The sequence below is a fragment of the Motilibacter aurantiacus genome, assembly GCF_011250645.1.
Classification (GTDB): Bacteria; Actinomycetota; Actinomycetes; order Motilibacterales; family Motilibacteraceae; genus Motilibacter_A; species Motilibacter_A aurantiacus.
Genome location: NZ_JAANNO010000007.1, coordinates 113526 through 135741, shown reverse-complemented (window position 1 = coordinate 135741; position 22216 = coordinate 113526). Strand labels below are relative to the sequence as shown.

18 protein-coding genes and 1 pseudogene are annotated in these 22216 nt (G+C 75.0%); 11 read left to right on the top strand and 8 right to left on the bottom strand.

Features of this window, described 5'->3' with window-relative positions; translation table 11 throughout:
- Positions 1-78: 78 nt before the first annotated feature.
- Positions 79-459: pseudogene (locus G9H72_RS23435) on the bottom strand (hypothetical protein); the annotation flags it as partial.
- A gap of 189 nt (positions 460-648) precedes the next feature.
- Between G9H72_RS23435 and G9H72_RS13890 the strand changes: the two are divergent.
- The 3 genes from G9H72_RS13890 to G9H72_RS13880 all read left to right on the top strand — a co-directional run bounded on the left by G9H72_RS13890 (position 649) and on the right by G9H72_RS13880 (position 3393).
- Positions 649-1827 carry an ATP-binding protein gene (locus G9H72_RS13890; RefSeq protein ID WP_166172051.1) on the top strand — a complete coding sequence of 393 codons (1179 nt, stop codon included), beginning with the start codon at positions 649-651 and terminating at the stop codon, positions 1825-1827.
- A gap of 131 nt (positions 1828-1958) precedes the next feature.
- Complete coding sequence (locus tag G9H72_RS13885) at positions 1959-2687, top strand: glycosyltransferase family 2 protein (RefSeq protein ID WP_166172049.1); 729 nt, start codon at positions 1959-1961, stop codon at positions 2685-2687.
- A 4-nt stretch (positions 2688-2691) separates the two neighbouring features.
- Positions 2692-3393 (top strand): class I SAM-dependent methyltransferase, encoded by a 702-nt coding sequence (locus G9H72_RS13880; protein ID WP_331272297.1) that lies wholly within the window; start codon positions 2692-2694, stop codon positions 3391-3393.
- Positions 3394-3450: 57 nt separating this feature from the next.
- Here the strand turns inward: G9H72_RS13880 and G9H72_RS13875 are convergent, their stop codons facing one another.
- A complete protein-coding gene (locus tag G9H72_RS13875) occupies positions 3451-5319 on the bottom strand; it encodes a glycosyltransferase family 39 protein (RefSeq protein WP_166172047.1) in 1869 nt (622 codons plus the stop codon).
- Positions 5320-5626: 307 nt separating this feature from the next.
- On the opposite strand from G9H72_RS13875, the gene G9H72_RS13870 reads away from it, so the two are divergent.
- The 4 genes from G9H72_RS13870 (at position 5627) to G9H72_RS13855 (ending at position 10029) form a co-directional block, all read left to right on the top strand.
- On the top strand, positions 5627-7309 hold the full coding sequence (locus G9H72_RS13870) for a S8 family peptidase (protein ID WP_407939594.1): 1683 nt from the start codon (positions 5627-5629) through the stop codon (positions 7307-7309).
- Between the two features lie 163 nt (positions 7310-7472).
- Entirely contained in the window at positions 7473-8480 is a 1008-nt protein-coding gene (locus G9H72_RS13865; RefSeq protein ID WP_331272295.1) for a glycosyltransferase family 2 protein, read from the top strand.
- Positions 8481-8578: 98 nt separating this feature from the next.
- A complete protein-coding gene (locus tag G9H72_RS13860) occupies positions 8579-9031 on the top strand; it encodes an ATP-binding protein (protein ID WP_166172045.1) in 453 nt (150 codons plus the stop codon).
- 35 nt (positions 9032-9066) lie between these two features.
- The gene (locus G9H72_RS13855) at positions 9067-10029 is read left to right on the top strand and encodes a DUF5926 family protein (RefSeq protein WP_166172043.1); all 963 of its coding nucleotides are present in this window, start codon (positions 9067-9069) and stop codon (positions 10027-10029) included.
- A 206-nt stretch (positions 10030-10235) separates the two neighbouring features.
- Here the strand turns inward: G9H72_RS13855 and G9H72_RS13850 are convergent, their stop codons facing one another.
- Positions 10236-11489: an arginine deiminase gene (locus G9H72_RS13850; RefSeq protein ID WP_166172041.1), complete on the bottom strand. Its 1254-nt coding sequence runs from the start codon at positions 11487-11489 to the stop codon at positions 10236-10238.
- A 46-nt stretch (positions 11490-11535) separates the two neighbouring features.
- The gene (locus tag G9H72_RS13845; RefSeq protein ID WP_166172039.1) at positions 11536-12330 is read right to left on the bottom strand and encodes an SDR family NAD(P)-dependent oxidoreductase; all 795 of its coding nucleotides are present in this window, start codon (positions 12328-12330) and stop codon (positions 11536-11538) included.
- Positions 12331-12548: 218 nt separating this feature from the next.
- On the opposite strand from G9H72_RS13845, the gene G9H72_RS13840 reads away from it, so the two are divergent.
- The 3 genes from G9H72_RS13840 to G9H72_RS13830 all read left to right on the top strand — a co-directional run bounded on the left by G9H72_RS13840 (position 12549) and on the right by G9H72_RS13830 (position 18216).
- Positions 12549-13322: a glycosyltransferase gene (locus G9H72_RS13840; protein ID WP_331272293.1), complete on the top strand. Its 774-nt coding sequence runs from the start codon at positions 12549-12551 to the stop codon at positions 13320-13322.
- Between the two features lie 4 nt (positions 13323-13326).
- Positions 13327-14784 carry a polyprenol phosphomannose-dependent alpha 1,6 mannosyltransferase MptB gene (mptB, locus tag G9H72_RS23040; protein WP_166172037.1) on the top strand — a complete coding sequence of 486 codons (1458 nt, stop codon included), beginning with the start codon at positions 13327-13329 and terminating at the stop codon, positions 14782-14784.
- Positions 14785-16938: 2154 nt separating this feature from the next.
- Positions 16939-18216 carry a glycosyltransferase 87 family protein gene (locus tag G9H72_RS13830; protein WP_166172035.1) on the top strand — a complete coding sequence of 426 codons (1278 nt, stop codon included), beginning with the start codon at positions 16939-16941 and terminating at the stop codon, positions 18214-18216.
- A 131-nt stretch (positions 18217-18347) separates the two neighbouring features.
- Here the strand turns inward: G9H72_RS13830 and G9H72_RS13825 are convergent, their stop codons facing one another.
- A complete protein-coding gene (locus G9H72_RS13825) occupies positions 18348-18905 on the bottom strand; it encodes a superoxide dismutase family protein (protein ID WP_166172033.1) in 558 nt (185 codons plus the stop codon).
- Positions 18906-19076: 171 nt separating this feature from the next.
- Between G9H72_RS13825 and G9H72_RS13820 the strand changes: the two genes are divergently transcribed.
- On the top strand, positions 19077-19433 hold the full coding sequence (locus G9H72_RS13820) for a nuclear transport factor 2 family protein (protein ID WP_166172031.1): 357 nt from the start codon (positions 19077-19079) through the stop codon (positions 19431-19433).
- 116 nt (positions 19434-19549) lie between these two features.
- Here G9H72_RS13820 and G9H72_RS13815 read toward each other — a convergent pair whose 3' ends face one another.
- The 3 genes from G9H72_RS13815 to G9H72_RS13805 form a co-directional block, all read right to left on the bottom strand.
- Positions 19550-20503, bottom strand: coding sequence for a DUF808 domain-containing protein (locus G9H72_RS13815; RefSeq protein WP_166172029.1), 954 nt, complete (start codon positions 20501-20503; stop codon positions 19550-19552).
- Positions 20504-20615: 112 nt separating this feature from the next.
- Positions 20616-21305 (bottom strand): ANTAR domain-containing protein, encoded by a 690-nt coding sequence (locus G9H72_RS13810; RefSeq protein ID WP_166172027.1) that lies wholly within the window; start codon positions 21303-21305, stop codon positions 20616-20618.
- 70 nt (positions 21306-21375) lie between these two features.
- Positions 21376-22149 carry a GAF and ANTAR domain-containing protein gene (locus G9H72_RS13805; RefSeq protein ID WP_166172025.1) on the bottom strand — a complete coding sequence of 258 codons (774 nt, stop codon included), beginning with the start codon at positions 22147-22149 and terminating at the stop codon, positions 21376-21378.
- Positions 22150-22216 lie beyond the last annotated feature (67 nt).

Below are 22216 nucleotides of genomic sequence, written 5' to 3'. Positions count from 1 at the left end.
GGGAGGAAAGGCGCCGAGCAGGAAGTACCACGCGTACTCCACGTGCAGGGACCACAGCACGAACAGGACGCTGAGCCCGCCGAAGAGCACGCCGAACCCGACGGCCTCCACGGCGACGTGGGGGAAGTGCGCGTTGCCCGAGACGAATCCGAACATCGGGTACCAGCCCTTGGCCTCCCCGTGCCGAGCGACCCACAGGCCGAAGAGGACGGCTAGGGTCATGGCCGGCAGCAGCCGCGCAGCCCGCTTCACGAAGAACGTGATGCGGTCCTCGCGCTCCCCCGCCTGGGAGACGATGAAGCCGCTGACCAGGAAGAAGAGCAGCAGCCCGGCGTGGCCGCCGTTCTGGTGGTCCACATGCAGGGTCTCGACGAAGAGCTCGAGGTACGCGGACCAGGGCTTCCAGATCACCCCGCCCTGGGTGGCCGTCCACAGCCCGATGACGTGGGCGAGCAGCACCAGCACGACCGCGATTGCTCGCGCGGCGTGCACTCCGGGGACGTAGCCGTCGCGGGGTCGGGTCGACACGAGGGGACAGGGTAAGTGCCGTGATCGCCCGGCGAGGGGTACGACCGTTGCCCCGGTGCCCCACCGGTCGAGCGCTGGCCCTCTAGCTCGGCAACTAGAAACACTTATACAGTCCTCGACATGGACCCGGTCCGCAACCCGTACGCCCCTGGAGCCGGTCAGCGGCCGCCCGAGCTCGCCGGGCGCGATCGAGAGCTCGACGTGTTCGACGTGGTGCTCGAGCGCGTCGCCCGCGGCCGGCCGGAGCGCAGCCTCGTGCTGGTCGGGCTGCGCGGCGTGGGCAAGACCGTCCTGCTCAACACGCTGCGCAGCGCTGCCCTGCAGCGGCTGTGGGGCACGGGCAAGATCGAGGCGCGGCCGGGCCAGTCGATGCGCGGGCAGTTGTCGAGCGCGCTCTTCATGGCGGTTCGCGAGATCGCTCCCCGTCACCGTTCACCCGACCGGGTCGAGGAGTTCCTGTCGGTCCTCAAGGCGTTCGCGCTCAAGAGCGGCAACGGCAAGTGGCACCCGGGGATCGACGGGCTGGCGGCGCGGGGGCGAGCCGACACCGGCGATCTCGAGATCGACCTGGTGGAGCTGCTGGGTGACGCCGCGGCCGTGGCCGGCGACGTGGGCACCGGCATCGCCCTGTTCATCGACGAGATGCAGGACCTGCCGGGCGGGGACGTCGACGCGCTGTGCGGAGCGTGCCACGAGCTGAGCCAGACCGGCGGCCCGCTGGTGGTGGTGGGGGCGGGGCTGCCGCACCTTCCGGCGGTGCTCAGTGCGAGCAAGTCCTACTCCGAGCGCTTGTTCCGCTACGCGCGCATCGACCGGCTCGACCGGGACGCGGCGGACCGAGCGCTCGTCGCGCCCGCTGCTGACGAGGACGTCGAGTACTCCGAGGACGCGCTCGACGCCCTGTACGCCGCCACGGAGGGCTACCCCTACTTCGTGCAGGCCTACGGGAAAGCGGCGTGGGACGTGGCGCCGAGCTCCCCCATCACCGCGGCGGACGTTCGCGTCGGACTTCCCGAGGCGGAGCGGGAGCTCGCGGTCGGGTTCTTCGGCAGCCGCTACGAGCGTGCGACCCCGGCCGAGCGCGAGTACATGCGGACCATGGCCGAACTGGGAGGTGAGTCCGCCGACGGGCCGGTATCGACCTCTGCCGTGGCCACGGCCCTCGGCCGAAAGCCGGCGAGCCTGTCGCCGGTGCGCGACGGCCTGCTCAAGAAGGGGCTGGTCTACTCGGCGGAGCGAGGCAGCGTGTCGTTCACCGTGCCGCACTTTGGTCGGTACCTCCGCCAGCAGGGCGAGTGAGTTCGCAGCCTTCGCCCCCCGGCGGCCGGGGTCGCCCTTCTTGCGCGCTGCGTGATGACCCCGGCGTCCTGCCATAACATGCGGTGGTCCCGGCCCCCTTGCCAATCTTCCGTTCGGACGGAGTGCGCCCCGTGAAGCTGTCGATCCTCATGCCCGTGTACAACGAGGAGCGCACGCTCGCGCACGCCTTGGAGCGCGTGCTCGCGGTCGATTACGGCTGCGACATGGAGCTCGTGATCGTCAACGACGGCAGCGTGGACGGGACCGGAAAGATCCTCGACGGAATCACGGACCCGCGGGTCACCCGCCACGACCACGCCCAGAACGCGGGCAAGGGCGCCGCTATCCGAACGGCCGCGGGCCTCGCCACCGGTGATTACGTCATCATGTGCGACGCGGACCTCGAGTACGCGCCCGAGGAGATCCCCGGGCTGCTGCGCCCCGTTCTGGACAACGAGGCCTCGGTGGTCTATGGCACGCGCAGCTTCGGCAGTCACACCGCCTTCTCCTTCTGGTACGTCATGGGGAACAAGGGTGTGACGATGGCCGCCAATGTTCTTTATGACGCGTGGATCAGCGATCTCGAGACGTGCTTCAAGCTGCTGCCGCTGGACCTGTACCGCGCGCTCGACGTGCGCTCGGCGGGCTTCGGCATGGAGGCCGAGCTGACCGGCAAGCTGCTCAAGAGCGGGGTGCGCCCCTACGAGGTGCCGATCAGCTACAAAGCTCGCCGTCGCGAAGAGGGCAAGAAGCTGACCTGGAAGGACGGCGTCGAGGCGCTCTGGATCCTCGGCCGGCTCCGCGTCACCTACCGGCCGCCGGCGCCCGTCGAGCAGGCCCTCGCCGGCCGGGCGGTCTGAGCGCGTGAGTGAGTTTCAGACGCTGATCCTCGAGGACCTGTCCTCAGCCCACAACTACCGGGCCTGGCTGGCTGGCCTGGCGCAGCCCTATCTCGGGGACGATGCTCTCGAGATCGGGTCCGGGAACGGGGATTATGCCGAGGAGTGGATCCGGTCCGGCCTGCCGCGCATCACCGTGTCGGAGGCCGATCCGTCTCGCCTTGCCATGTTGAGCGAGAGGTTCGCGGGCAATCAGCGGGTCACCGTTCGTGAGCTGCAGGCGCCGGTCGTGGATACGGCCATGCACACCGCGGTCGTCGCGCTCAACGTGCTGGAGCACATCGAGGACGACACGGCGGCGCTGCGCAGCTTCGCGGGCCTGGTGAGGCCCGGGGGCAATCTCGTCTTCATCGTCCCGGCCTTCAATTTCGCCATGAGCCGTTTCGACGTGAGCATCGGCCACTACAGGCGCTACACCATCAGGATGATGAACGACGCGCTCACCGCCGCCGGCCTCGAGCCTGTGCAGGTGCGCTACGTCAACCCGGTGGGGCTCGTCGCCTGGCTGGTCATGATGAAGGCGTTGCGCGGCCGGCCGAAGGCGGGCCTGCCACTGCGGGTCTACGACGGCGCGATGGTGCCGCTGCTCCGGAAGGCGGAGCAGCGCTTCCGGCCCCCCTTCGGCCAGTCGGTCTTCGCTGTGGCGCGGCGCCCGCTCGAGCCGTAGCCGGTCGTCGCCCGGCCCATGACCGGGGCGCGTCGGAACCCGCCCCGGTCGCGGACGTCAGCGGGAGACGAGCGTCACGCCTGCACCCATGTCCCGGGCAGTCCAGCCCGTGGGCGGCGTGCACGGCCTCGTGCAGACCACGACCTCGAACCCCGCGTCCTCCCAGGCGGTCGCGGGCGTGTCCGTGATGTCGACAGGCATCATGGCCGGGTTTCCGGCCGGGCCTGCCGGCTGCAGCGCCCACCAGGGGTACTCCCAGTCGTCGAGCGCCTGAACCAGCCCGAACCTGCTCTGGCCGCTCTTGCGCAGCTGCGCGAGCGTCGTGACGTACGGCTGGAAAAGCGGCGGCCTGGCATAGAACCGCTCGGCCGTGTCGTCCCCCTGCAGCACGGACGCCGAGCCGACCAGGCTGCGGACCTGGATATTGATCGCCCACGGCAATGACGCGGCGACGAGGGCGGCGACGAGGACGCGTCGGGGCCAGCGTGGCAGCACCCCGATGGCCGCGACGGCGACGACCGGCGCGCTCAGCAAGGCGAGCGGCAGGGCGAGCCGGTTGATCCATGGCTGCCACGTCAGAACGACGCAGAAGGTCACGGTTGCGGCCGTGAGCAGACCGACGTAAACGCCGGCCTTGGCGCGCAGGTCCCGGCGGAGGAGGGTCACCGCCCCTGCGGTTGTCGTCAGGATCAGCAGCAGCGCGTTCCCCGTGATGTCCTCGCTGCGGCCGAACGGGACGTCGAACCGCGTGCCCGGGTATGTCGTCCGTGGGTCGTCCGGGTCGAGCCCGACCTTCGTCATGCCCTCTCTGATGGCCCGGCTGATGCGTCCGTTGAGGCCGGGGCGCGGTGTGCCGACGTTCACCCCAATCAGCCGGACGGCGTTCTCGACCGTGGGCACCAGTCCCGGCGAGCGGACCGTTGTCTGGTACTCCGACGGACCCAGCGGCCGGTCGAACTCAGCGGTGTTGCGGGCGAGGAAAGGGCCTGCCATCACGGCGAAGGCGACCACGATCATGAGGCCTACGGGCACCAGCCGGGCCGGGGAGAGGCGCAGCTGGCGCCACACCCAGAGCAGGCCGAACGGCGCGACGATCAGCGCAGTGGGCTTGGCCATGAAGCTGGCGGCGCCGAGGACGGCCAGCACCAGCCCGTCGGCCCACACCTGCTGCCTCGGTCGGCGCAGGCAGATGGAGACGATTGCGAGCACGATCACGCCCACCACGAGGTCGTTCTGCGTCGTCGGCGCCTGGGCCAAGGCCATCGGGGTCGTCATGACGACGAGGGCGGCGATCGCCTGGCCGCGTCCACCGAGTCCCAGCTGCCGTGCGATGAGCGAGGCGAGCATCGCGGCGCAGAGGAAGCACACCCACTGGACGAGGTTGGCGGACCTGTCGGTGCCGCTGGCCAGGACGAGATGCAGGATGCCGTACTCGCTCAGCGGCGTCGTCCACAGTTGCCGGTCGATGCCCGTCGACCAGTAGTCGAGATTGCCCTGCGCAGCCCAGTGGGCGACACGAGGCATGTGGTACGTCATCGAGTCCCAGTTGTTGGGCGGGGCGGCGATCGACACGACCAGCGTCGAGCCGGCCAGTGCGACGGCGGCGAGCGCCATGCCCATCGCGACGCGGCGCGCGCTTCGTGCTGCCCCTAGGGACCGCCTGGCCAACCGGGTCAGCTGGCCGCGGCGGCGCCAGGCGATCGTGCCGCTGACCAGGATCACGAGGGCCCAGAGGGCGGCGACCGGGAGCGGCCGGAGCCCGTTCACCAGGCTCAACAGCTCGGTGCCGACGGCCACGACAACAGCGCCGGCCGCGACCGCGAGGACGAGCCCTTCCCGCAGGGACCGGGCCAGTGCCGCGCCGGCCACCCACAGGGCCAGGCAGCCAGTGAGGACCAGGAGCGTCCCGAGCAGCGCCTGCATCACTCGGCCGGGGGCTGGAGGGACGGTCGACGGGCGGCGCGAGGCGGCTGTGGTCGGTGCACCGTCGCATCCTCGCGCACGCCTGCAAGCTCGCTCGCCCGGGCGGTCCAAACCCGAGAATGCGGTGAAGTGACCAGCGTCTCACCCGTATCCCGGACATTATGGACGGGTTGGGTGGTTACACCTAACGGTTGCTCGCTGCGACCACGCCGCGACTCACAGTGCACTGCTTCCTTCGCTCGCAAGGAGCCCCGTGACCCTCCCCTCCCTGCCGCGGCGCGCCCTGCGCCCGGCGCTCCTCACCGCATGCCTGACCGCCGGCGCGGTCCTCACCGGGTCCGCGACCGCGCTGGCCGCCTCGCCGGCCCCGCCCGAGGGCACCGTCCGCGTCCCCGCCGGCGCCGAGCCGGTGGCCGGCAGCTACATCGTCGTGCTCAAGGACGGCACGTCGGTGCCGCCGTCGGCCAGCCTGAAGACCGCCGCAGCGGTCGCCGACAAGCACGACGCGGCTCGCGCGCTCACCTTCACCTCGGCCCTGCGCGGCTTCAGCACCCACGTCTCGGCCAAGGCCGCCCGCCGGCTCGCCGCCGACCCGCGCGTCGCCTACGTCGAGCAGGACACGGTGGTGAGCGTGGCGGACACCCAGACGCCCGCCGTCTGGGGGCTGGACCGGATCGACCAGCGCAACCGCCCGCTCAGCAACTCCTACACCTACGGCACCGGCGCCTCGAACGTCACCGCGTACGTCATCGACACCGGCATCCGGACGACCCACGCCCAGTTCGGCGGCCGCGCCACGGTCGGCTACGACGCCGTCCGCGACGGACGCAACGGCCAGGACTGCAACGGCCACGGCACGCACGTCGCCGGGACCGTGGGCGGCTCGACGTACGGCGTGGCCAAGGCGGTCAGCCTGGTCGCCATCCGTGTCCTCGGCTGCGACGGCAACGGCACCAACTCCGGCGTCATCGCCGGCGTCAACTGGGTGACGGCCAACGCGGTGAAGCCGGCGGTGGCCAACATGAGCCTGGGCGGCTCGGCCTCCTCCGCGCTCGACGCGGCGGTCCGCAGCTCGATCAACGCCGGTGTCACGTACGCCCTGGCCGCCGGCAACGAGAACGTCAACGCGTGCACGACCTCGCCGGCGCGTACGGCCGAAGCGATCACCGTCGGCGCGACGACCTCGTCCGACGCGCGCGCCTCGTACTCGAACTACGGCAGCTGCCTCGACGTCTTCGCGCCCGGCAGCGGCATCCAGTCGGCGTACTACACGAGCGACACGGCCACCGCCTCGCTCTCGGGCACCTCGATGGCGTCGCCGCACGTGGCGGGCGCGGCTGCGCTCTACCTGTCGGCCAACCCGACGGCCACGCCGCAGGCGGTCCGTGACGCGCTCGTCACCGCCGCCACGCCCGCCGTCGTGACGGGTGCCGGCACCGGCTCCACCACCGCGCTGCTCTACACGGGCACGCCGGCCGCGGCGACCCCGACGGCGACCCCCACCCCGACGCCGACCCCCACCCCGACGCCGACCCCGACGCCGACGCCGACCCCGACGCCGACGCCGACCCCCACCCCGACGCCGACCCCCACCCCGACGCCGACGCCGACCCCCACGCCGACGCCGACCCCGACCCCCACGCCGACCCTGGGCTCCGGGCAGCGGTCCGTGACCAACGGCGCCCGCGTCGACATCGCGGACGCGGGCGCTCCGGCGAGCAGCCCGGTCGTCGTCCAGGGCGCGGCCGTGTCGTTCTTCCCGCTCGTCGCGGTGTCGGTCACCGTCGACCACCCGCGCGCCAGTGACCTGGTCGTCGACCTCGTCGCGCCCCACGGCTCGGCGGTCCGGCTGAAGAACGCCGGCACCTCGCTGGCCCCGAGCTACGCCCTGAGCGCGGCCGGCCTGCCGCTCAACGGCACCTGGACGCTGCGCGTGCAGGACGTCGTCGCTGGGGGCAGCGGCGCGCTCACCAGCTGGACCTGGCAGTACTGACGCTGCCGCGGCCGGGGCAACCGGCCGCACCCTGTCGCGACCCGAGCATGGGGCTCGCCGGTGACACGCCCGAGGGGCGGCCGGCGGGCCTCATGATCGTTTCCGGAGGTCCCGCCCCCGCCGGGTATCGTCGCGCGCAAGTCAGCAGCTGGAAGGCGGTCCGGTGCTCAGCGTGGTCGTCCCGGTCTTCAACGAGCGTGACGTGCTCCCGCTCTTCGTGGAGCGGGCGCGGCGCGCGCTGGACGGGCTCGACGGGGCGTACGAGGTGGTGGCCGTCGACGACGGGAGCACCGACGGGACGCGGGAGGCGCTGGCGGACGCGGCGGCGCGCTGGCCGCAGCTGCGCGTGCTCCGGCTGCGGCGCAACGCAGGGCACCAGGCCGCGATCAGCGCGGGGCTGGCGGCCACCCGCGGCGACCTGGTCGTCACCATCGACGCCGACCTGCAGGACCCGCCCGAGCTCATCGGCGACCTGGTCGCGGCGGCCGCGCGCGAGGGCGTGGACGTGGTCTACGCCGTCCGCTCCCGGCGCGATGTCGACACCGCCTTCAAGCGCGGCACCGCGCGCCTCTACTACCGCCTCATGCGCCGCATCGCGGGCAGCGACATCCAGCCCGACGCCGGCGACTACCGGCTGATGACCCGGCCGGTCGTGGACGACCTGCTCGCGCTGCCGGAGCGGGCCCCGGTCTACCGGCTGCTCGTGCCCTGGCTCGGCTACCCCAGCGCGACCGTCGCGTACGAGCGGGAGGCCCGGGCCGCCGGGCGTACCCACTATCCGCTGGGCCGCATGATCCGGCTGGGCATCGACAGCGTCACGGCGTTCACCGCGTCCCCGCTGCGCTACGCCACCTGGCTCGGCCTCGGGGTGAGCACGCTGTCCGCGCTGCTCGCGGTCTGGGCGGTCGCCGCCCGGCTCGCCGGCCACGTCGTGCCCGGCTGGACGTCCGTGCTGGTCGCGGTCCTCTTCCTCGGCTCGGTGCAGCTGCTCTGCGTGGGCCTGCTGGGGGAGTACCTCGGCCGGCTCTACGCCCAGGCGCAGGGCCGGCCCGCCTACTACGTTGAGACGGCCGGCCGACGGCCGGCTAGGGATGTCGAGGCCGATCTAGCGCGGACGCTAGAGAGCCGCAGAGAGGCTGAGAAACACCTCGAGACGCCCGGCCGGGGCTGACCCGGCGGCTGCTGCGGCCGTGCGCACGAGCGCCCGTGCCGTTTCCTGTCACCCGAGCGGGGGAAGAGAGGGCCGTACCGAGCAGGAGGGAGCACCCGGTGCTCGCGTCACCTGAGGTGGTCGCCAGTGCGATGACCCTGGTCCCGCACGCCACGACGAGTGTCGCCGCGGCGCGCGAGCGGGCCCACTCCGAGCTGCTCGCCCAGGGGCTGCCGCCCACGGTGGTCGAGGACTCCGTGCTCGTGCTCTCCGAGCTGCTCAGCAACGCCCTCAAGCACGCCCGCCCGCTGGCCGACGGCCGGATCCGCGTGACCTGGGCCCTCGCTGAGCACGGCATCGAGCTGCAGGTGACCGACGGCGGGGCGTCGACCCGCCCCCGCGTGCTCCCGCTGTCCGCGTCGGCCAACGGCGGCCGCGGGCTCGGGATCGTGCGCGATCTCTCCACCGACTGGGGCGTCGTCGAGGAAGGCGCGGAGACGACGGTCTGGGCGCGCATCGACCTCGACGACCGCGCCCTGCGGTTGCGCCCCCTGCGGCACCTGCGCAGCTGACCGGGGCGCGTTCGGCACGGCTACCCTCGGTGCCCATGCCGACCTCTCCCGCCTCCTCGCCCGACACCGACGTCCCCGTCGTCGGGCCCCGCCAGCCCTGCCCCTGCGGGAGCGGCAAGCGCTACAAGGCGTGCCACGGCAAGGCCGCGGCCCGGGAGTCCGTACGCCTCGTCACCCGCCCCTTCGAGGGGCTGGCCGGCGAGCCGGACTGGGTGGCGCTGCGCGAGGTCGTGCCCGCCGCGACCGCGCCGCTGCGGCTGGTGGACGCCCCCGAGCGTCAGGTGTCCGTGGCGACCGTGCTGCCCATGGCCTGGCCGGCGTACGTCCGGGCCGACGGGCACGTGTTCGTGGCGCTGCAGGTGCAGGGCGGCTCCGGCGACCCGAGCCGCGACGTGGCGGCCGCGCTGCTGCGCGCGCTCGAGGCCGAGCCCGGCACCCCGGTCCCGCCGGAGGGCCTGCCCGGCCCCGGCCCCCGGCTGCAGGACCTGCTGGCCGCCGACGCCCCGCTCGAGGTGACGGTCCACGAGGGGTTCGGGTTCTGGATGCCCGAGGCCGGCGAGGACGCTCCCGAGGTGGAGGCGGCGCTCTCCGGCGAGGGGCTGCGGGCCGCCGTCGACCGGGCGAACGCCGCCGCGACCCCGACCGTGCGCCTGGTGTCGGTGCAGGCGGCGTACTGGTGCCGGATGGGCGAGCGGGAGCACCTGCGCTGGGCGCTGCCGGAGGACGAGGAGGCGCTGCTCGACGGGCTCGCGCGGCTGCGCGCGGCCGGCGAGGACGGGGTCGGCACGGGGACGCGGCTGCTCGGCACGTTCCGCGCGCACGGGCTGCTGGTGCCGGTCTGGGACATCCCGCTCGGCACCGGCGCGGACGCGGTCGAGGACGAGGCCGCGGCGCTGCGTGCCCGGCTCGACGCAGCGCTGGCGTCCACCACCGCGCTCTCGGCCGCCGAGCGCAAGGCCCGCGCAGGGCTGCAGGGACGCCAGCTCACCCTGCGCTGACTCCATCGAGTTAGTGCGCTTGTACCAACATCGGCACCGCCTCGCTGGCCCGTTACCATGATGTGACTCACGTCACAGCTACGGACGGGGCGTTCGTGGAGTCGGGGCGACCGTTGGGGCGGTCTTGCTAGTAGGGTCGAGAACCGGCCCGGGCGCTGCTGCATCCCCCGTCTGCAGCGCTCGGGTCACTCCATCCCGGCTCCCGGTCAGGCTGCCCCAGCCGGCGGTTGCAGCCCCCGCGCCCCGGCCCCCGAGGTCGCCGCGCCGGCTCCCAGCGGCTCCCGCTCGACCGGGCACGACATGCAGCGCGGCCCGCCCCGGCCGCTTCCCAGCTCGCTGCCGGCGATCGCGACGACCTCGATCCCGGCCTTCTCCAGACGCGCGTTCGTCTCGGTGTTGCGCTCGTAGGCCACGCACACGCGGGGGGCGATCGCGAGCGTGTTGTTGCCGTCGTCCCACTGCTCGCGCTCGGCGACGACCGGGTGCAGGCCCGTGTCGATCACCCGCAGCCGCTCCAGCCCCATCGCGTCCGCGGCGGCCTCGAGGAACGGGCGCGGCCCCTCGACCCGCAGCGCGCCGGGCTCGTCGCCCCCGGTGACGGTGTACGCCTCCAGCGAGTGCGCGACGCCCGGGTACATCACCACGGCGTCGCGGTCGACCATCGTGCAGACCGTGTCCAGGTGCATGGTCGCCCGCCGCTGGGCGACGGGGACGGCGAGGACGGTGTGGGCCAGCCCCTGCGAGAGCAGCCGGAGGGCCAGCCGCTCGACGCCGGCCGGGGTGGTGCGCTCGCCGGTGCCGACGGCGACCACGCCCGGGCCGAGCAGCAGCACGTCCCCGCCCTCGAGCGGCTCGTCCGCCGGGTCGTAGACGTGCCGGGCGCCGGCGAAGCGGGGGTGGTGGGTGTAGAGCACCCGGGTGAGCGTCGTCTCACGCGCCCGGGCGGGCATGGCGAGCCGCGTCACCGCCACCCGGTCCCCGACCCACACGCTGGAGTCGCGGGTGAAGAGCAGGTTCGGCAGCGGGGCCAGGACGAAGTCGTGCGGCTCCAGGAGCCGTGCCACCAGGCCGGTCCCGGCCGGCACCTCCTCCGCGAGCAGGCCGGCGACCAGCGCGACCGTGAGGTCGTGCGGGTGCAGCCCCTCGAGGTGCCCGCGCACGCAGCGGCGCAGCGAGTCCCCCAGCCCCGGCCCGTCCACCGCGGCGGTGATCGCCTCCTCCCGGGCGGCGGGGGAGGCGAGCGCCTCCTCGAGCAGGGCGTCGAGGGTGAGGACCTCGACGCCCCGCGTGCGCAGCGCCTCCGCGAAGGCGTCGTGCTCGTCCTGCGCCCGCGCGACCCAGGGGATCCCGTCGAACAGCAGCGCGTCGTTGTTGCGCGGGGTCAGCCGGGCCAGCTCGGGCCCGGGGCGGTGCAGCAGGACGGTCCGCAGCCGCCCCACCTCGCTGTCGACGTACGCCATCCCGGCCTCCTTCCCCGCGCCCGCCGGACGATCACCTGCCGCAGGCTCAGGGCAGGATCGCGTCGACGTAGCCGCCGTCCACCCGCAGCGCCCCTCCGGTCGTCGCCGACGCCTGCTCGGAGCTCAGGTAGACCACCATGCTGGCGATCTCCTCCGGGCGGATGAGGCGCCGCAGCAGGGAGTTCGGCCGGTGCTCACGCATGAAGCGGGCTTCGGCCTCCTCCCACTCGAGGCCGGTGCCGACGAGCTCGCCGACGAACGTCTCGACGCCCTCGGTCCTCGTCGGGCCCGCGACCACCGTGTTCACCGTCACCCCGGTTCCTGCAACGGCCTTCGCCAGTCCGCGCGACACCCCGAGCAGCGCGGTCTTGGTGACGCCGTAGTGCACCATCTCGGCCGGGATGACGACGGCCGAGTCGCTGGCGAGGAACTGCACCCGCCCCCAGCCGCGCTCGGTCATGCCCGGCAGGTACGCCCGGGCGAGCCGGATGCCCGACAGCACGTTGACCTCGAAGTAGCGCAGCCACTCCTCGTCGCTCACCTCCAGCACCGGCCTCGGGCCGAAGATGCCGAGGTTGTTGACCAGGATGTCGACGGCCGGCAGCTCCTGCACGAGGCGCTCGACGCCGTCCGCGGTGGCCACGTCGGCGGCGACCCCGCGCACCCCGGCGCCGGGCACCCGGTCGCGGAGCTCGGCCACGACCGCGTCGACCCGGCCGCGGTCGCGGCCGTTGACGACGACCTGCGCACCGGCGGCCGCCAGGCCGGAGGCGATGGCCTTGCCGATGCCCTGTGTCGAGCCGCTGACGAATGCCGTCTTACCGGAGAGCGAGATGTCCATGGCCTCATCCTGCCCCGGCCGGAGGGGCGTCCCCGGCCGCACCGTCCGGCCACCCCGGCACCGTCCGGCCGCCCAGCCCAGGGGCCGCGGCGAGCTGCCGGCTCGTGCGCGACGACGGGGAGCGGCTCGCGCAGGCGCGGCGCTGTCCCTCGAGGGGCTGCGGGCGCGGCTGGAGCGGCGCGCGGGCGGCCCGGGGCCGGCGAACTAGCCTGTCCGCCGTGAGCGACTCCCTGCCCTTCGCGGTCGTCGTCCCGGCCCACGACGAGGGCGAGCGGGTCGCCGGCACGGTGCGGGCTGCCGCCGCGCTGCCCGGGGTCGACGTCGTCGTGGTCGTGGACGACGGCTCGGAGGACGCGACCGCCCGCGTCGCCGAGGAGGCGGGCGCGCTCGTCGTCCGGCACGCCCGCAACCGGGGGAAGGCTGCGGCACTGGAGACCGGGGCCGAGCTCGTGCGCGCGCTGGACCGCCGCGAGGGCGTGCGCCGCCACCTGCTGCTGCTCGACGCGGACCTCGGCGCGAGCGCGGCCGGGGCGGCACCGCTGCTCGGCCCGGTGGCCAGCGGAGCGGCCGACATGACGATCGGCGTGCTGCCGGCGCAGACGCGCGACGACGGCACGAGCGCGGGCGGCCTCGGCTTCGTGGTCCGGCTCGCGCGGGACGGCATCCGGCAGGCCACGGGCTGGGAGGCCCGCCAGCCGCTGTCCGGCCAGCGGGCCCTGACCCGCGAGGCGTTCGAGGCCGGGCTGCCGCTGGCGTCCGGGTTCGGCGTGGAGGCCGGGCTGACCGTGGACCTGCTCCGCCGCGGGCTGCGGGTGCGCGAGGTGGACGTGGAGCTGCGCCACCGCGCCACCGGCAACGACTGGCGCGGGCAGCTGCACCGTGCCCGGCAGTGGCGGGACGTGGCCCGCGCGCTGCGCGAGCGCGGCGCCTTCCCGCTGCGCGACACGGTCGGCGACGTGGCGGGGCGTGCCCGGTCGCTGGCGCGGCGCTGAGCCGGTGACCTCCCCGGCACGGCTCGGCGGCGCGGGGGTCGCCGGGGCCCTGGTGAGCGTCGCCCTGGTGCTGCTCACCGGGGTGCTCGGCACGTCGGCCACCCAGCCGCCCCTCGGCGAGCTCGGGCCGCTGCCGCCCTACGCGCTCGACGCCGGCGCGAGCTCCGGGCTCGTGACCGTGCTGCTGGTGTGCGCCCTCGCGGCCGGCGCCGCGGGCCTCGGCTGCGCGGCCGCGGCCGTCGTCCGGGGCTGGCGCCCGTCGCCCCGACGCCTGCTCGTGGCTTCGGCGATCTGCACTGCGGCGCTCGTGTGCGTGCCGCCCATGGGCTCCGCCGACCACCTCAGCTACGCCTCCTACGGCCGGATCGCGGCCCTCGGCGGCGACCCGTACCTCACCCCGCCGGACCAGTTCGCCGGGGACGCGGACCCGGTGGCCAGCGCCGTCCGGGACCCCTGGCGGTCGACGCCGTCGGTGTACGGGCCGGTGGCCACCGGCGTGCAGATGATCGCCTCCCGCGTGGCCGGCGACGACCTCGCGCTCACCGTGTGGTTGCTGTCGCTGACTTCAGGAATCGGGTTTTGGGGAACCGGACTGCTGCTGTCGCGGCTCCGGCCGGGTGACCCGATGCCGCTGCTGCTGTGGGCGCTGAACCCGCTGCTGCTCTGGACCCTGGTCGCCGGCGCGCACGTCGACGCCCTCGCCGTGCTGCCGGCGGTCGGCGCGCTGGCCGCGCTCGCCCGGCGAAGGCACGTCGCTGCGGGCGTGCTGCTGGCCCTCGCCGTCGCGATCAAGCTTCCCTTCGCCCTGGCCGCGCTCGGGGTGGCGTGGGCGCTGCGCCGCGACGCCCGCGCGCTGCTGAGCGCGGCGGCCGGCGGCGTGGCCACCCTCGCCGTCGCGTACGCCCTGGCGGGCCCGAACGCGCTGGACCGGCTCGGCCCGGCCTCCCAGCTGGTGTCGCTCGCGTCGCCCTGGGGGCCGGTCGCCCACGCGCTGGACGGGCCGCTCGGCTTCGGCACGTCGCGCTGGCTCACCCGCTGCGCTGCGGCGGCGCTCGCCCTCCTGCTGGCCCTCGCGCTGCACCGGCTGCTGCCGCCGGCCGGGGAGCGCCGCGAGCAGCAGGCGGCCCGGGTCTGGCTGCTGCTCGCGCTCGCGTACGTGCTGGCCGCGCCCTACGTGCTGCCGTGGTACGACGCGCTGGCGTGGGCACCGCTCGCCGCCCTCGGGGGGCCGGTGCTGGTGACCGCGGTGCTCGCGGCCCGCAGCACGGTGCTCGCCGCGGCGTACGTCCCCGGCCGCGTCGAGGGGATGTCGGCGCGGGTGGAGGACTGGACGCTCACGGGGCGGCGGGACGTGGCGCCCTGGCTGGGGTGGCTGGCCGTGGCGGCGTTGCTGGGCTGGGCGGCGCAGCGGCTTCGTCGAGCTCCAGGGCGTGGACGGTCGCCGCGAGCAGGAACGGGATGATCAGCATCAGCGCGACCGCCGGGATCGCCACGCCGGAGTCGTTGACGGCGAAGCCGACCGCCTGCAGCACGAGCAGCGCGGCGAGGGTGGGGCGCAGCAGCGGCTCGCGCTCGTAGGCGCTCTGCAGCGCGGGGGCGTGCCAGCGGGCAGGGCGGCGCAGCACCAGCACGACGAACACGATCGCGGCGGGCAGCAGCAGGGTCAGCGGCGTGCTGGTGAGCAGCCCGAGGTTGGCCCCGAGCTTGCGGGCGATGACGCTGCCGGCCTCGCCGTCGCGTACCTCGATGACGAAGCGGCCGAGGTGGGTGCGCGACCCTGCGGGGCGGGCGGCGTCGGCCACGCCGACCACGGCGAGCAGCACGACGGCCGCACCGAGCGCGGCCGCCAGCTCGAGGACGGAGACCCGGCGGCCGCTGACGAGCAGGGCGAGCACCGCGAAGCCGGGCAGGATCGCGAGCACGCCGCCGACGTCGGCCCCCAGCGACGGCGCCCCGTCGATGACGAGCGCGGCCAGGCCCACCAGGGCGACCAGGGCCGTCGCGAGCCGGCGGTTGCCGGGCGAGCGGGCGAGCAGCCAGGCGGCGAGCCCGCCCGCGGCGAAGAGCGCGCCGGTGGCGAACAGCGAGAAGGCCTGGTTGCCGAAGCCGTAGAACCGGCCGGCGACGGTCGGGAAGTAGCCCATGAGGCTGCCGAGCTGGAGCCGCGCGCCGAGCAGGACGTCGAGGCCCAGCACGAGGGCCGTGAGGGCGGCGACCGCGGACGGCGGGCCGAGCGGGCGGTGCCGCCAGGGACCCGCGGCGGCCAGCGCCCCGATCGCGACCGCGAGCCCGGCCACGAGGGCCACGATGACCGGCACGGGGGCGCCCGCCCGCCACCAGGGCACGAGGTCGGCCAGGAAGGTCGCGGCGGGCACGGCACCCGAGGCGAGCGCTCCCCAGCGGGTCGCGGTCAGCACCCGTCGGCGGGCCGCCCCCCACGACCGGCGCAGCACGAGCGTCGCGAGCAGGTAGACCACGAGCTGCAGGCCGAGCAGCGTCACCCAGAACCACGACTGGGTCCCGCGCACCACGCGCTCGGCCGTGTCCGCCGCGACCAGGTCGCCCACCGCCGACGCGAGGCCTCCTGCCGGGGCGCCGGCCTCGAGCGGCGAGCCGACCGCCTCGTCAGGCACCGGCGCGCCGACCAGCCCGAGCAGCGTGGGGGTGACGTCGGTCAGCTGGACGACCGCCTGCCGGCGGGTGGAGGAGGAGTCAAGCCAGCGGGGGGACGTCTCGGGGGCGAGGTCGCCGGCGCGCACGGCGACGCCCAGGTGCGTCTGCCCGCTCGCGTCGCCGGACAGCCCGAGCACCAGCCAGGTGGCCGGCCCCTGGCGCAGCTCGCGCACCCGCGCGGCCGCCGCGTCGACCGCCGCCACCTGCGCCGCCCGGTCGCCGGCCCGGGCGTCGACCGAGCCCAGGTCGACCAGGGTGAGCTGGCAGCGGGTCACGTCGGCCGAGGTCGCGTCCGCGACGGAGCCGGCGTAGAAGGCGACCCGGCCCTCGCCGTCCGCGGCCGCCGGCGCCGCGTCCGGGCCGACCGCGGCCACGCACGTCCCCGGTGCCTGCGCGGCCGCCTCGGTCAGCAGCCCGGGCCGGCTGTCGAAGCGCTCGTTGGCGTCCAGCCGCCCGATCGCGTCCCAGCCCTGCACCCGGGCGCCCTCCCCGTCCGGGGTCACCCGCACCCCGTCGGTGGGACAGGTCTCCTTCGATCCCGCCCGCCCGCCGTGCTCCACGGCCTGGGCCCGGGCGCCGGCGCCGACCGTCAGCCAGCCGTCGGCCGGGCAGGTGACCGGCCGGGCCGTACGCGTGACCAGCGAGCCGACCGCGCCCGCGCCGGCCAGCTCCCACAGCGTCGGGGTGGCCTCGGGCGAGACGTCGGACCAGCGCAGCCCGCCGGCGCCGAGCACGACGACCGGGGAGAAGCCGACGGGGGCCTCGGCCGCCCGCGCCGGGCCGGCCGGCAGCGCCAGGGCCGCCAGGGCCGCGAGGGCCGCCAGGGCCGTCGACGGCAGGGCCGCCAGGGCCGTCGCCGGCAGGAGGCGGGCCAGCCGCCGAGCAGATCGTCCGCGGCCGTCGGTCATCGGGCCATTCTCCCCCGCTGCGTAGGCTGGCCCGGATGGCAACGGGGGTCCGGTCCGCGCGACGAGCGGCGACGTGGTCGGCTCCGTGGCCCTGGTGGCTCCTCGGCGCCGCCGTCCTCGCGCTCGGCGTGGGGCCGGCGCTGGTCGAGGCGCTCGACGTGCCGGCCTGGCAGCGCAACGTCGACCTCGAGGTCTACCGCGCCGCCGGGGTGTCGCTGCTGACCGGGCGCCCGCTGTACTCCTACGTCACCGACGTGCCCAACCTGCTGCCCTTCACCTATCCGCCGTTCGCCGCGCTCGTCGCGCTGCCGCTGGGGCTCGTCCCCTTCGGCGTGGCGCAGGCGCTGTGGGCCGCCCTGCAGGTCGCGCTCGTCGTCGTCATCTGCGCGGTGTCGGCCCGGCCGCTCCTCGCCCGCTGCGGCCCCGCGGCGCCGGTGGTGCTGGCGGCGCTGGCCTCGGCGGCGTGCTGGATGCTCCCGGTCTCCGACGGGCTCTTCTTCGGCCAGGTCGGCATCCTGCTGACGACGCTCTGCCTGCTGGACAACGCCGTGCGCGGCCGGTGGCCCCAGGGCCTGCTGGTCGGGCTGTCGGCGGCGCTGAAGCTGACCCCCGGGCTGTTCCTGGTCCACCTGTGGCTGGCCGGCCGGTGGCGGGCCGCGTTCGTGGCGCTGGCCGCAGCCGCTGGGGCGACGACCGGCGCGGCCCTCGTGCTGCCGCAGGAGTCGGTGGCGTACTGGGGGACGGCACTCTTCGACACCGAGCGCATCGGCGTGACCGCCGGCACCTACAACGGCTCGATCACCGGCCTCGGCGCCCGGCTCGGGCCGGACGGCGCGGCGGGGTCGCTGCTCTGGGCGGCCGTCACCGTGGTCGTCGCCGTCTACGGGCTGTGGGTGGCCGCCCGGGCGGCGCGCGCCGGCGAGGACGTCGCGGCGGTCGCCGTCGTGGGCGTGCTGACCGTGCTGCTCTCGCCCGTCGCCTGGCTGCACCACCTGGTGTGGGTCGTCCCCGGGCTGCTGGCCCTGGCCGGCGACGCCCGCTCCCGCGTACGCGTCGGTGCGGCCGTCGCGGTGTGGGCGCTCTTCTCCACGCCGCTCGACCTGCCCTGGCGCGGGGCGCGGCTGCTCTACGACCCCGACGTCCCGCAGGCGTGGGCGCGGCTGCTGCAGTCCTCGTACACCGCCGGCTCGGTGCTGCTGATCGTGGCGCTGCACCTGCTGGTGGTGCGCCCGGCCCGGCGGCGGGCCGGGCCGGGCGACGGTTCTGCCACCGCGGTTGTCGAAAAGTGCGCGGCCGGCGCCGACGTCCGCTAGCTTCTGCGCACCGGAGCGCACGCCGGGTGCTCTTCGAGCCGGTGCCGACCCCCCTCGGCCGGGCTCGAGCACGGGACGTGGAGCGCCGGCCGTGCCCTGACGCGGCCGGCGCTCCACGTCCCCCCTTCCGCTCAGAAGGGGGCGGTCACGCAGCCGACGCGCGCGCCCGCCATGCCGGCCATGCCCGGCTCGGTCGAGGTGTGCTCCGCGTGGATGACCACCGAGCCGGCGCGGCGGTTCGCCGGAAACTGCCAGTCGACCTCCGCCCGGGCGACCGCGTTGCCGCGCGCGTCCGTGGTGAAGTCCAGCCAGATCTCGTTCTCCGGGTTGGCGTACGCCGGGTCGACCGACGGCTGCACCGGGTCCACCACGTACTGGTAGTGCGGGCCGGCGGCCGCGCCCGTCGCGCCGCACGCGTTGACGTGCACGTGCGCGCCGTACTCACGGTCGGGCAGCAGGCCGCGGACGCGCAGCACGACCTCGGTCCCGCCCTTGCGGTCGTACGTCGCGGTGACCCGGGCGCGGGCGTCCTCGGGGACGAGGGCGGTGTCGTAGCGGACGACGTCGCCGCGCTCGCGGACGCGGTCGGCGGCCGTGGCGGCGGGGGCGGCGATCCCGGCGGCCAGGGTGAGCGCGGCGGCGCCGGCGAGGGGGAGCAGAAGCGGGCGGTGCGAGGTGGTGCTCGGCATGGGTCGTCCCTTCTGGTAGGCAGAAATGGGTCGCCCGTCCCCTTCCACCGATGGGCCAGGGGTACGCCCCGCCCGCCGGAGGGCGTTGACGTGCCCTCGGCCGGGCTCCTAGCCTCGCCCCGCCTGCCCGCCGCCGTCGCCGGGCCGTGACACTGCCGACGGGAGCGTGCGATGAGCGACACCACCGACCTGATGCGGGCCAACCTGCTCGAGGTCTTCGACGAGCGCGACCCCGAGCGGCGCCGGGCGGCGATCGCCCGGACGTACGCGCCGGACGTCGCGTTCTCCGATCCCGAGGGCACCGTCACCGGCCACGCCGCCGTGGACGCGAAGGCGCAGAAGGTCCTCGACGACGCGCTTGGCTTCGTCTTCAGCCCGATGGGCGAGGCGTACGAGAGCAGCGACCTGGGCTACCAGGCGTGGGGCCTCGGGCCCGCGGGGGAGCCGCCGGTCGTCCGCGGCATCGACATCGCTCTCGTCGCGGACGGGCGCATCGCTCGGCTCTACACCCTGCTGCTGCGGGACTGAGCCGGATGGCCGCTGCGCTCCCGCCGTTCGCCGCCTGAGCTTCGCCGGCGGTCGAGGACGGGCGCCCGTACGCCGCCCGGCAACGACAGCCGCCCCGACGAGCGAGGCGCGCGGCCCTAGTGCGCCGCCTTCCCTTCGGCGTGCCCGCCGCGCCGGTGGACCGTGAGGGTCATGACGACGACGACCAGCGCGCCGACGGCCAGCCCGACGAGCGCACTGGCCAGGGTGTTGGCGAGCCAGCCGATGACCGAGCCGAGCGCCCCGACAGCGTCGTGCGCCCATTCCTCGAGGTGGTGGACGGCGTCGTACGGGGCGTGCAGCCCGAGCTCGTCGGCGCCGACCAGCAGGATGTGGCCGCCCACCCAGAGCATGGCGGCGGTGCCGACGACGGTGAGCACGGTCAGCAGGCGCGGCATGGCCTTCACCAGCCCGTGCCCGAGCCGGGCCACGCCCTTGCTCGCGCTGCCGGTGAGGCGGAGGCCGACGTCGTCCATCTTCACGATGAGGCCGACGAAGCCGTAGACGAGCAGCGTGATGGCGATCGCCACGATCGCCAGGATGACGGCGCGGGACACGAACGGCTCGTCGACCACCTCGTTGAGCGAGATCACCATGATCTCGGCCGAGAGGATGAAGTCGGTGCGCACCGCCCCCGCCACCACGGTGTCCTCGTTGAGCAGCCCCTGCGAGCCTTCGCCGTGCGCGTCGTGGTGGCCGGAGACCTTGGCCCACACCTTCTCCGCGCCCTCGTAGCACAGGTAGGCGCCGCCGACCATGAGGATCGGCGTCAGCAGGAAGTCGGCGAACTGGCTGAGCAGGAGCACGGCGGGCAGCAGGATGAGCAGTTTGTTGCGCAGCGAGCCGAGCGCGATCCGCCGGATGATCGGCAGCTCCCGCTCGGCGGCGAGGCCCCGGACGTACTGCGGGGTGACGGCCGCGTCGTCCACGACGACGCCGACCGCCTTGGCGCTGGCCCGCCCGGCGGCGACCCCGATGTCGTCGACGGAGGCCGCGGCCGCGCGCGCGATGACCGCGACGTCGTCGAGGAGAGCTACGAGTCCACCCGCCACAGGAGGTCCTTCCGTCGGTTCCGAGCACGCTGCGCGCCCCCGCGCCGTCACCCCGTCCGGCGGGCCGGGGCGACTTCCCGGTACCCGTTGCGGGCGGCGTCACCCCCCGGTGCTACCCCGGCCGGACGGCCCCCGCACCGCTTGCCCTGGGGGCGGGCCGTCGCTGCGGGTGGTGGGCGAGCTGCGCGGCGACGTCGCGCAGCTTGGTGTTGGTGTGCGAGGACAGCTCGACGAGCATCCGGAACGCCTGGTCGGCGTCGAGGCCGTGCCGCTCCATGAGAATGCCCTGGGCCAGGCCGATCACGTGCCGCGAGGCCAGGGCGTCGCGCAGCCCGGACAGCTCGGCGGCGGAGGCGGTGGCCGCCCGGTCGGCGGCGTCCCGGTCGCCGGCGGCACGGGCGCGGGCGGCCGCGCTGCGGTGGCGGTCCTCCTGCGCGGACCGCCGCTCGGCGTGGGACTCGACCCGGTCCGACAGCGCCTCGTCCCGGTCCCGGGCGGACAGGAAGCGGTCCGGGAAGCCCTCGTCGGTGTCCTGGCCCCGCTCGCGGGCCGCGCGGTCGCGCCCGGTGGCCGTGCCCTCCCGGGCCTCGGCGGCCTCGTCGCGCCGGAGCGCGGCCGTGTCCTTCGCGTCGGCCAGCCGGTCCCGCTGGTCCGCCAGCTCGTCCAGCTCGTCGGCGAGCGCCGCGAGCTCGCGTGGCGTCCAGTCCCCGGCGTCGGCGGCCTGCGCCGCCCGCGCGATCAGCTCGGCCTCGAGCAGGTCCAGGCGCTCCTGCCACGCCCTCAAGTCGCCCCCGGCGTTCATGGCGTCACGCTAGCGAAGGGGCCCCGGCCACGCCCGGAGCGGCCGGCCCGCGATGCACGCACGCCTTCGATCAGCGCCGCTGGGTGGTCGCGATCAGCTCGGCGGCGATGTCGCGCAGCTTGCGGTTGCTGCGGCTGGAGGCGCTCACCAGCAGCTGGAACGCCTCGTCGGAGCTACAGCGCCGCTGCCCCATGATCAGGCCCTTGGCCTGCTCGATCACGGCGCGGGACTCCATCGCCTCCTGCAGCTGGCGGGCGACGGCCGCGGTGGTCTCGTAGAGCCGGGAGTTGGCGACGGCGATCGCCGCGTAGCCGGCGAACGAGGTCGCGAGCTCGACGGCCTGCTCGTCGAAGGCGTGAGCCGTCCGGGAGTACACGTTGAGCGCCCCGTTGACCGTTTCCTGCACCGGCAGCGGGACCGACAGCGAGCTGCCGACCCCCACGCGGGCTGCGTCCGGGACGTAACCCGGCCACCGCGTCTCGGCGGTGATGTCGTCGACCAGGACGGTCGTGCCCGTGGTCGCCGCTTCGATGCACGGGCCCTCGCCCTCGCCGTACTGCTGCTCGTCCGCCTCCAGCGCCAGCTGGCCGGTGTAGGCGGGCGTGGCGGCCTCCCGCGTGCGATCAGCGAGGAGGCTGACCGAGACCTCGTCCGCGCCCGGGAGCGTCCGCTGCGCCAGCTCGGCGATGCGCTGCAGCACCGCCGGCAGGTCCGCCGTTCGCAGGTCGATCCTGGCGAGCTCGGCCAGCGCCTCGGTGGGATCGAGCCGGTGTGCCCGCTGCTCCGGGCGAGGGTCGGGGGCGGCGGTGTGGAGGATCTCGTCCAACGAGCGGTCGGAGGCCATGCGGCGACTGCTTTCACGGGGAGGCCGGCCGCCGTCGATGGCGTCGGACGACCGGGAGGAGCACCAG

Excerpts from the sequence above, each read along its gene's own strand:
- G9H72_RS13810 (WP_166172027.1), bottom strand. The coding sequence starts at position 21,305 with ATGAACGCCGGGGGCGACTTGAGGGCGTGGCAGGAGCGCCTGGACCTG.
- G9H72_RS13805 (WP_166172025.1), bottom strand. The coding sequence starts at position 22,149 with ATGGCCTCCGACCGCTCGTTGGACGAGATCCTCCACACCGCCGCCCCC.
- G9H72_RS13820 (WP_166172031.1), top strand. The coding sequence starts at position 19,077 with ATGAGCGACACCACCGACCTGATGCGGGCCAACCTGCTCGAGGTCTTC.
- G9H72_RS13890 (WP_166172051.1), top strand. The coding sequence starts at position 649 with ATGGACCCGGTCCGCAACCCGTACGCCCCTGGAGCCGGTCAGCGGCCG.
- G9H72_RS13825 (WP_166172033.1), bottom strand. The coding sequence starts at position 18,905 with ATGCCGAGCACCACCTCGCACCGCCCGCTTCTGCTCCCCCTCGCCGGC.
- G9H72_RS13830 (WP_166172035.1), top strand. The coding sequence starts at position 16,939 with ATGGCAACGGGGGTCCGGTCCGCGCGACGAGCGGCGACGTGGTCGGCT.
- G9H72_RS13855 (WP_166172043.1), top strand. The coding sequence starts at position 9,067 with ATGCCGACCTCTCCCGCCTCCTCGCCCGACACCGACGTCCCCGTCGTC.
- G9H72_RS13850 (WP_166172041.1), bottom strand. The coding sequence starts at position 11,489 with ATGGCGTACGTCGACAGCGAGGTGGGGCGGCTGCGGACCGTCCTGCTG.
- G9H72_RS13845 (WP_166172039.1), bottom strand. The coding sequence starts at position 12,330 with ATGGACATCTCGCTCTCCGGTAAGACGGCATTCGTCAGCGGCTCGACA.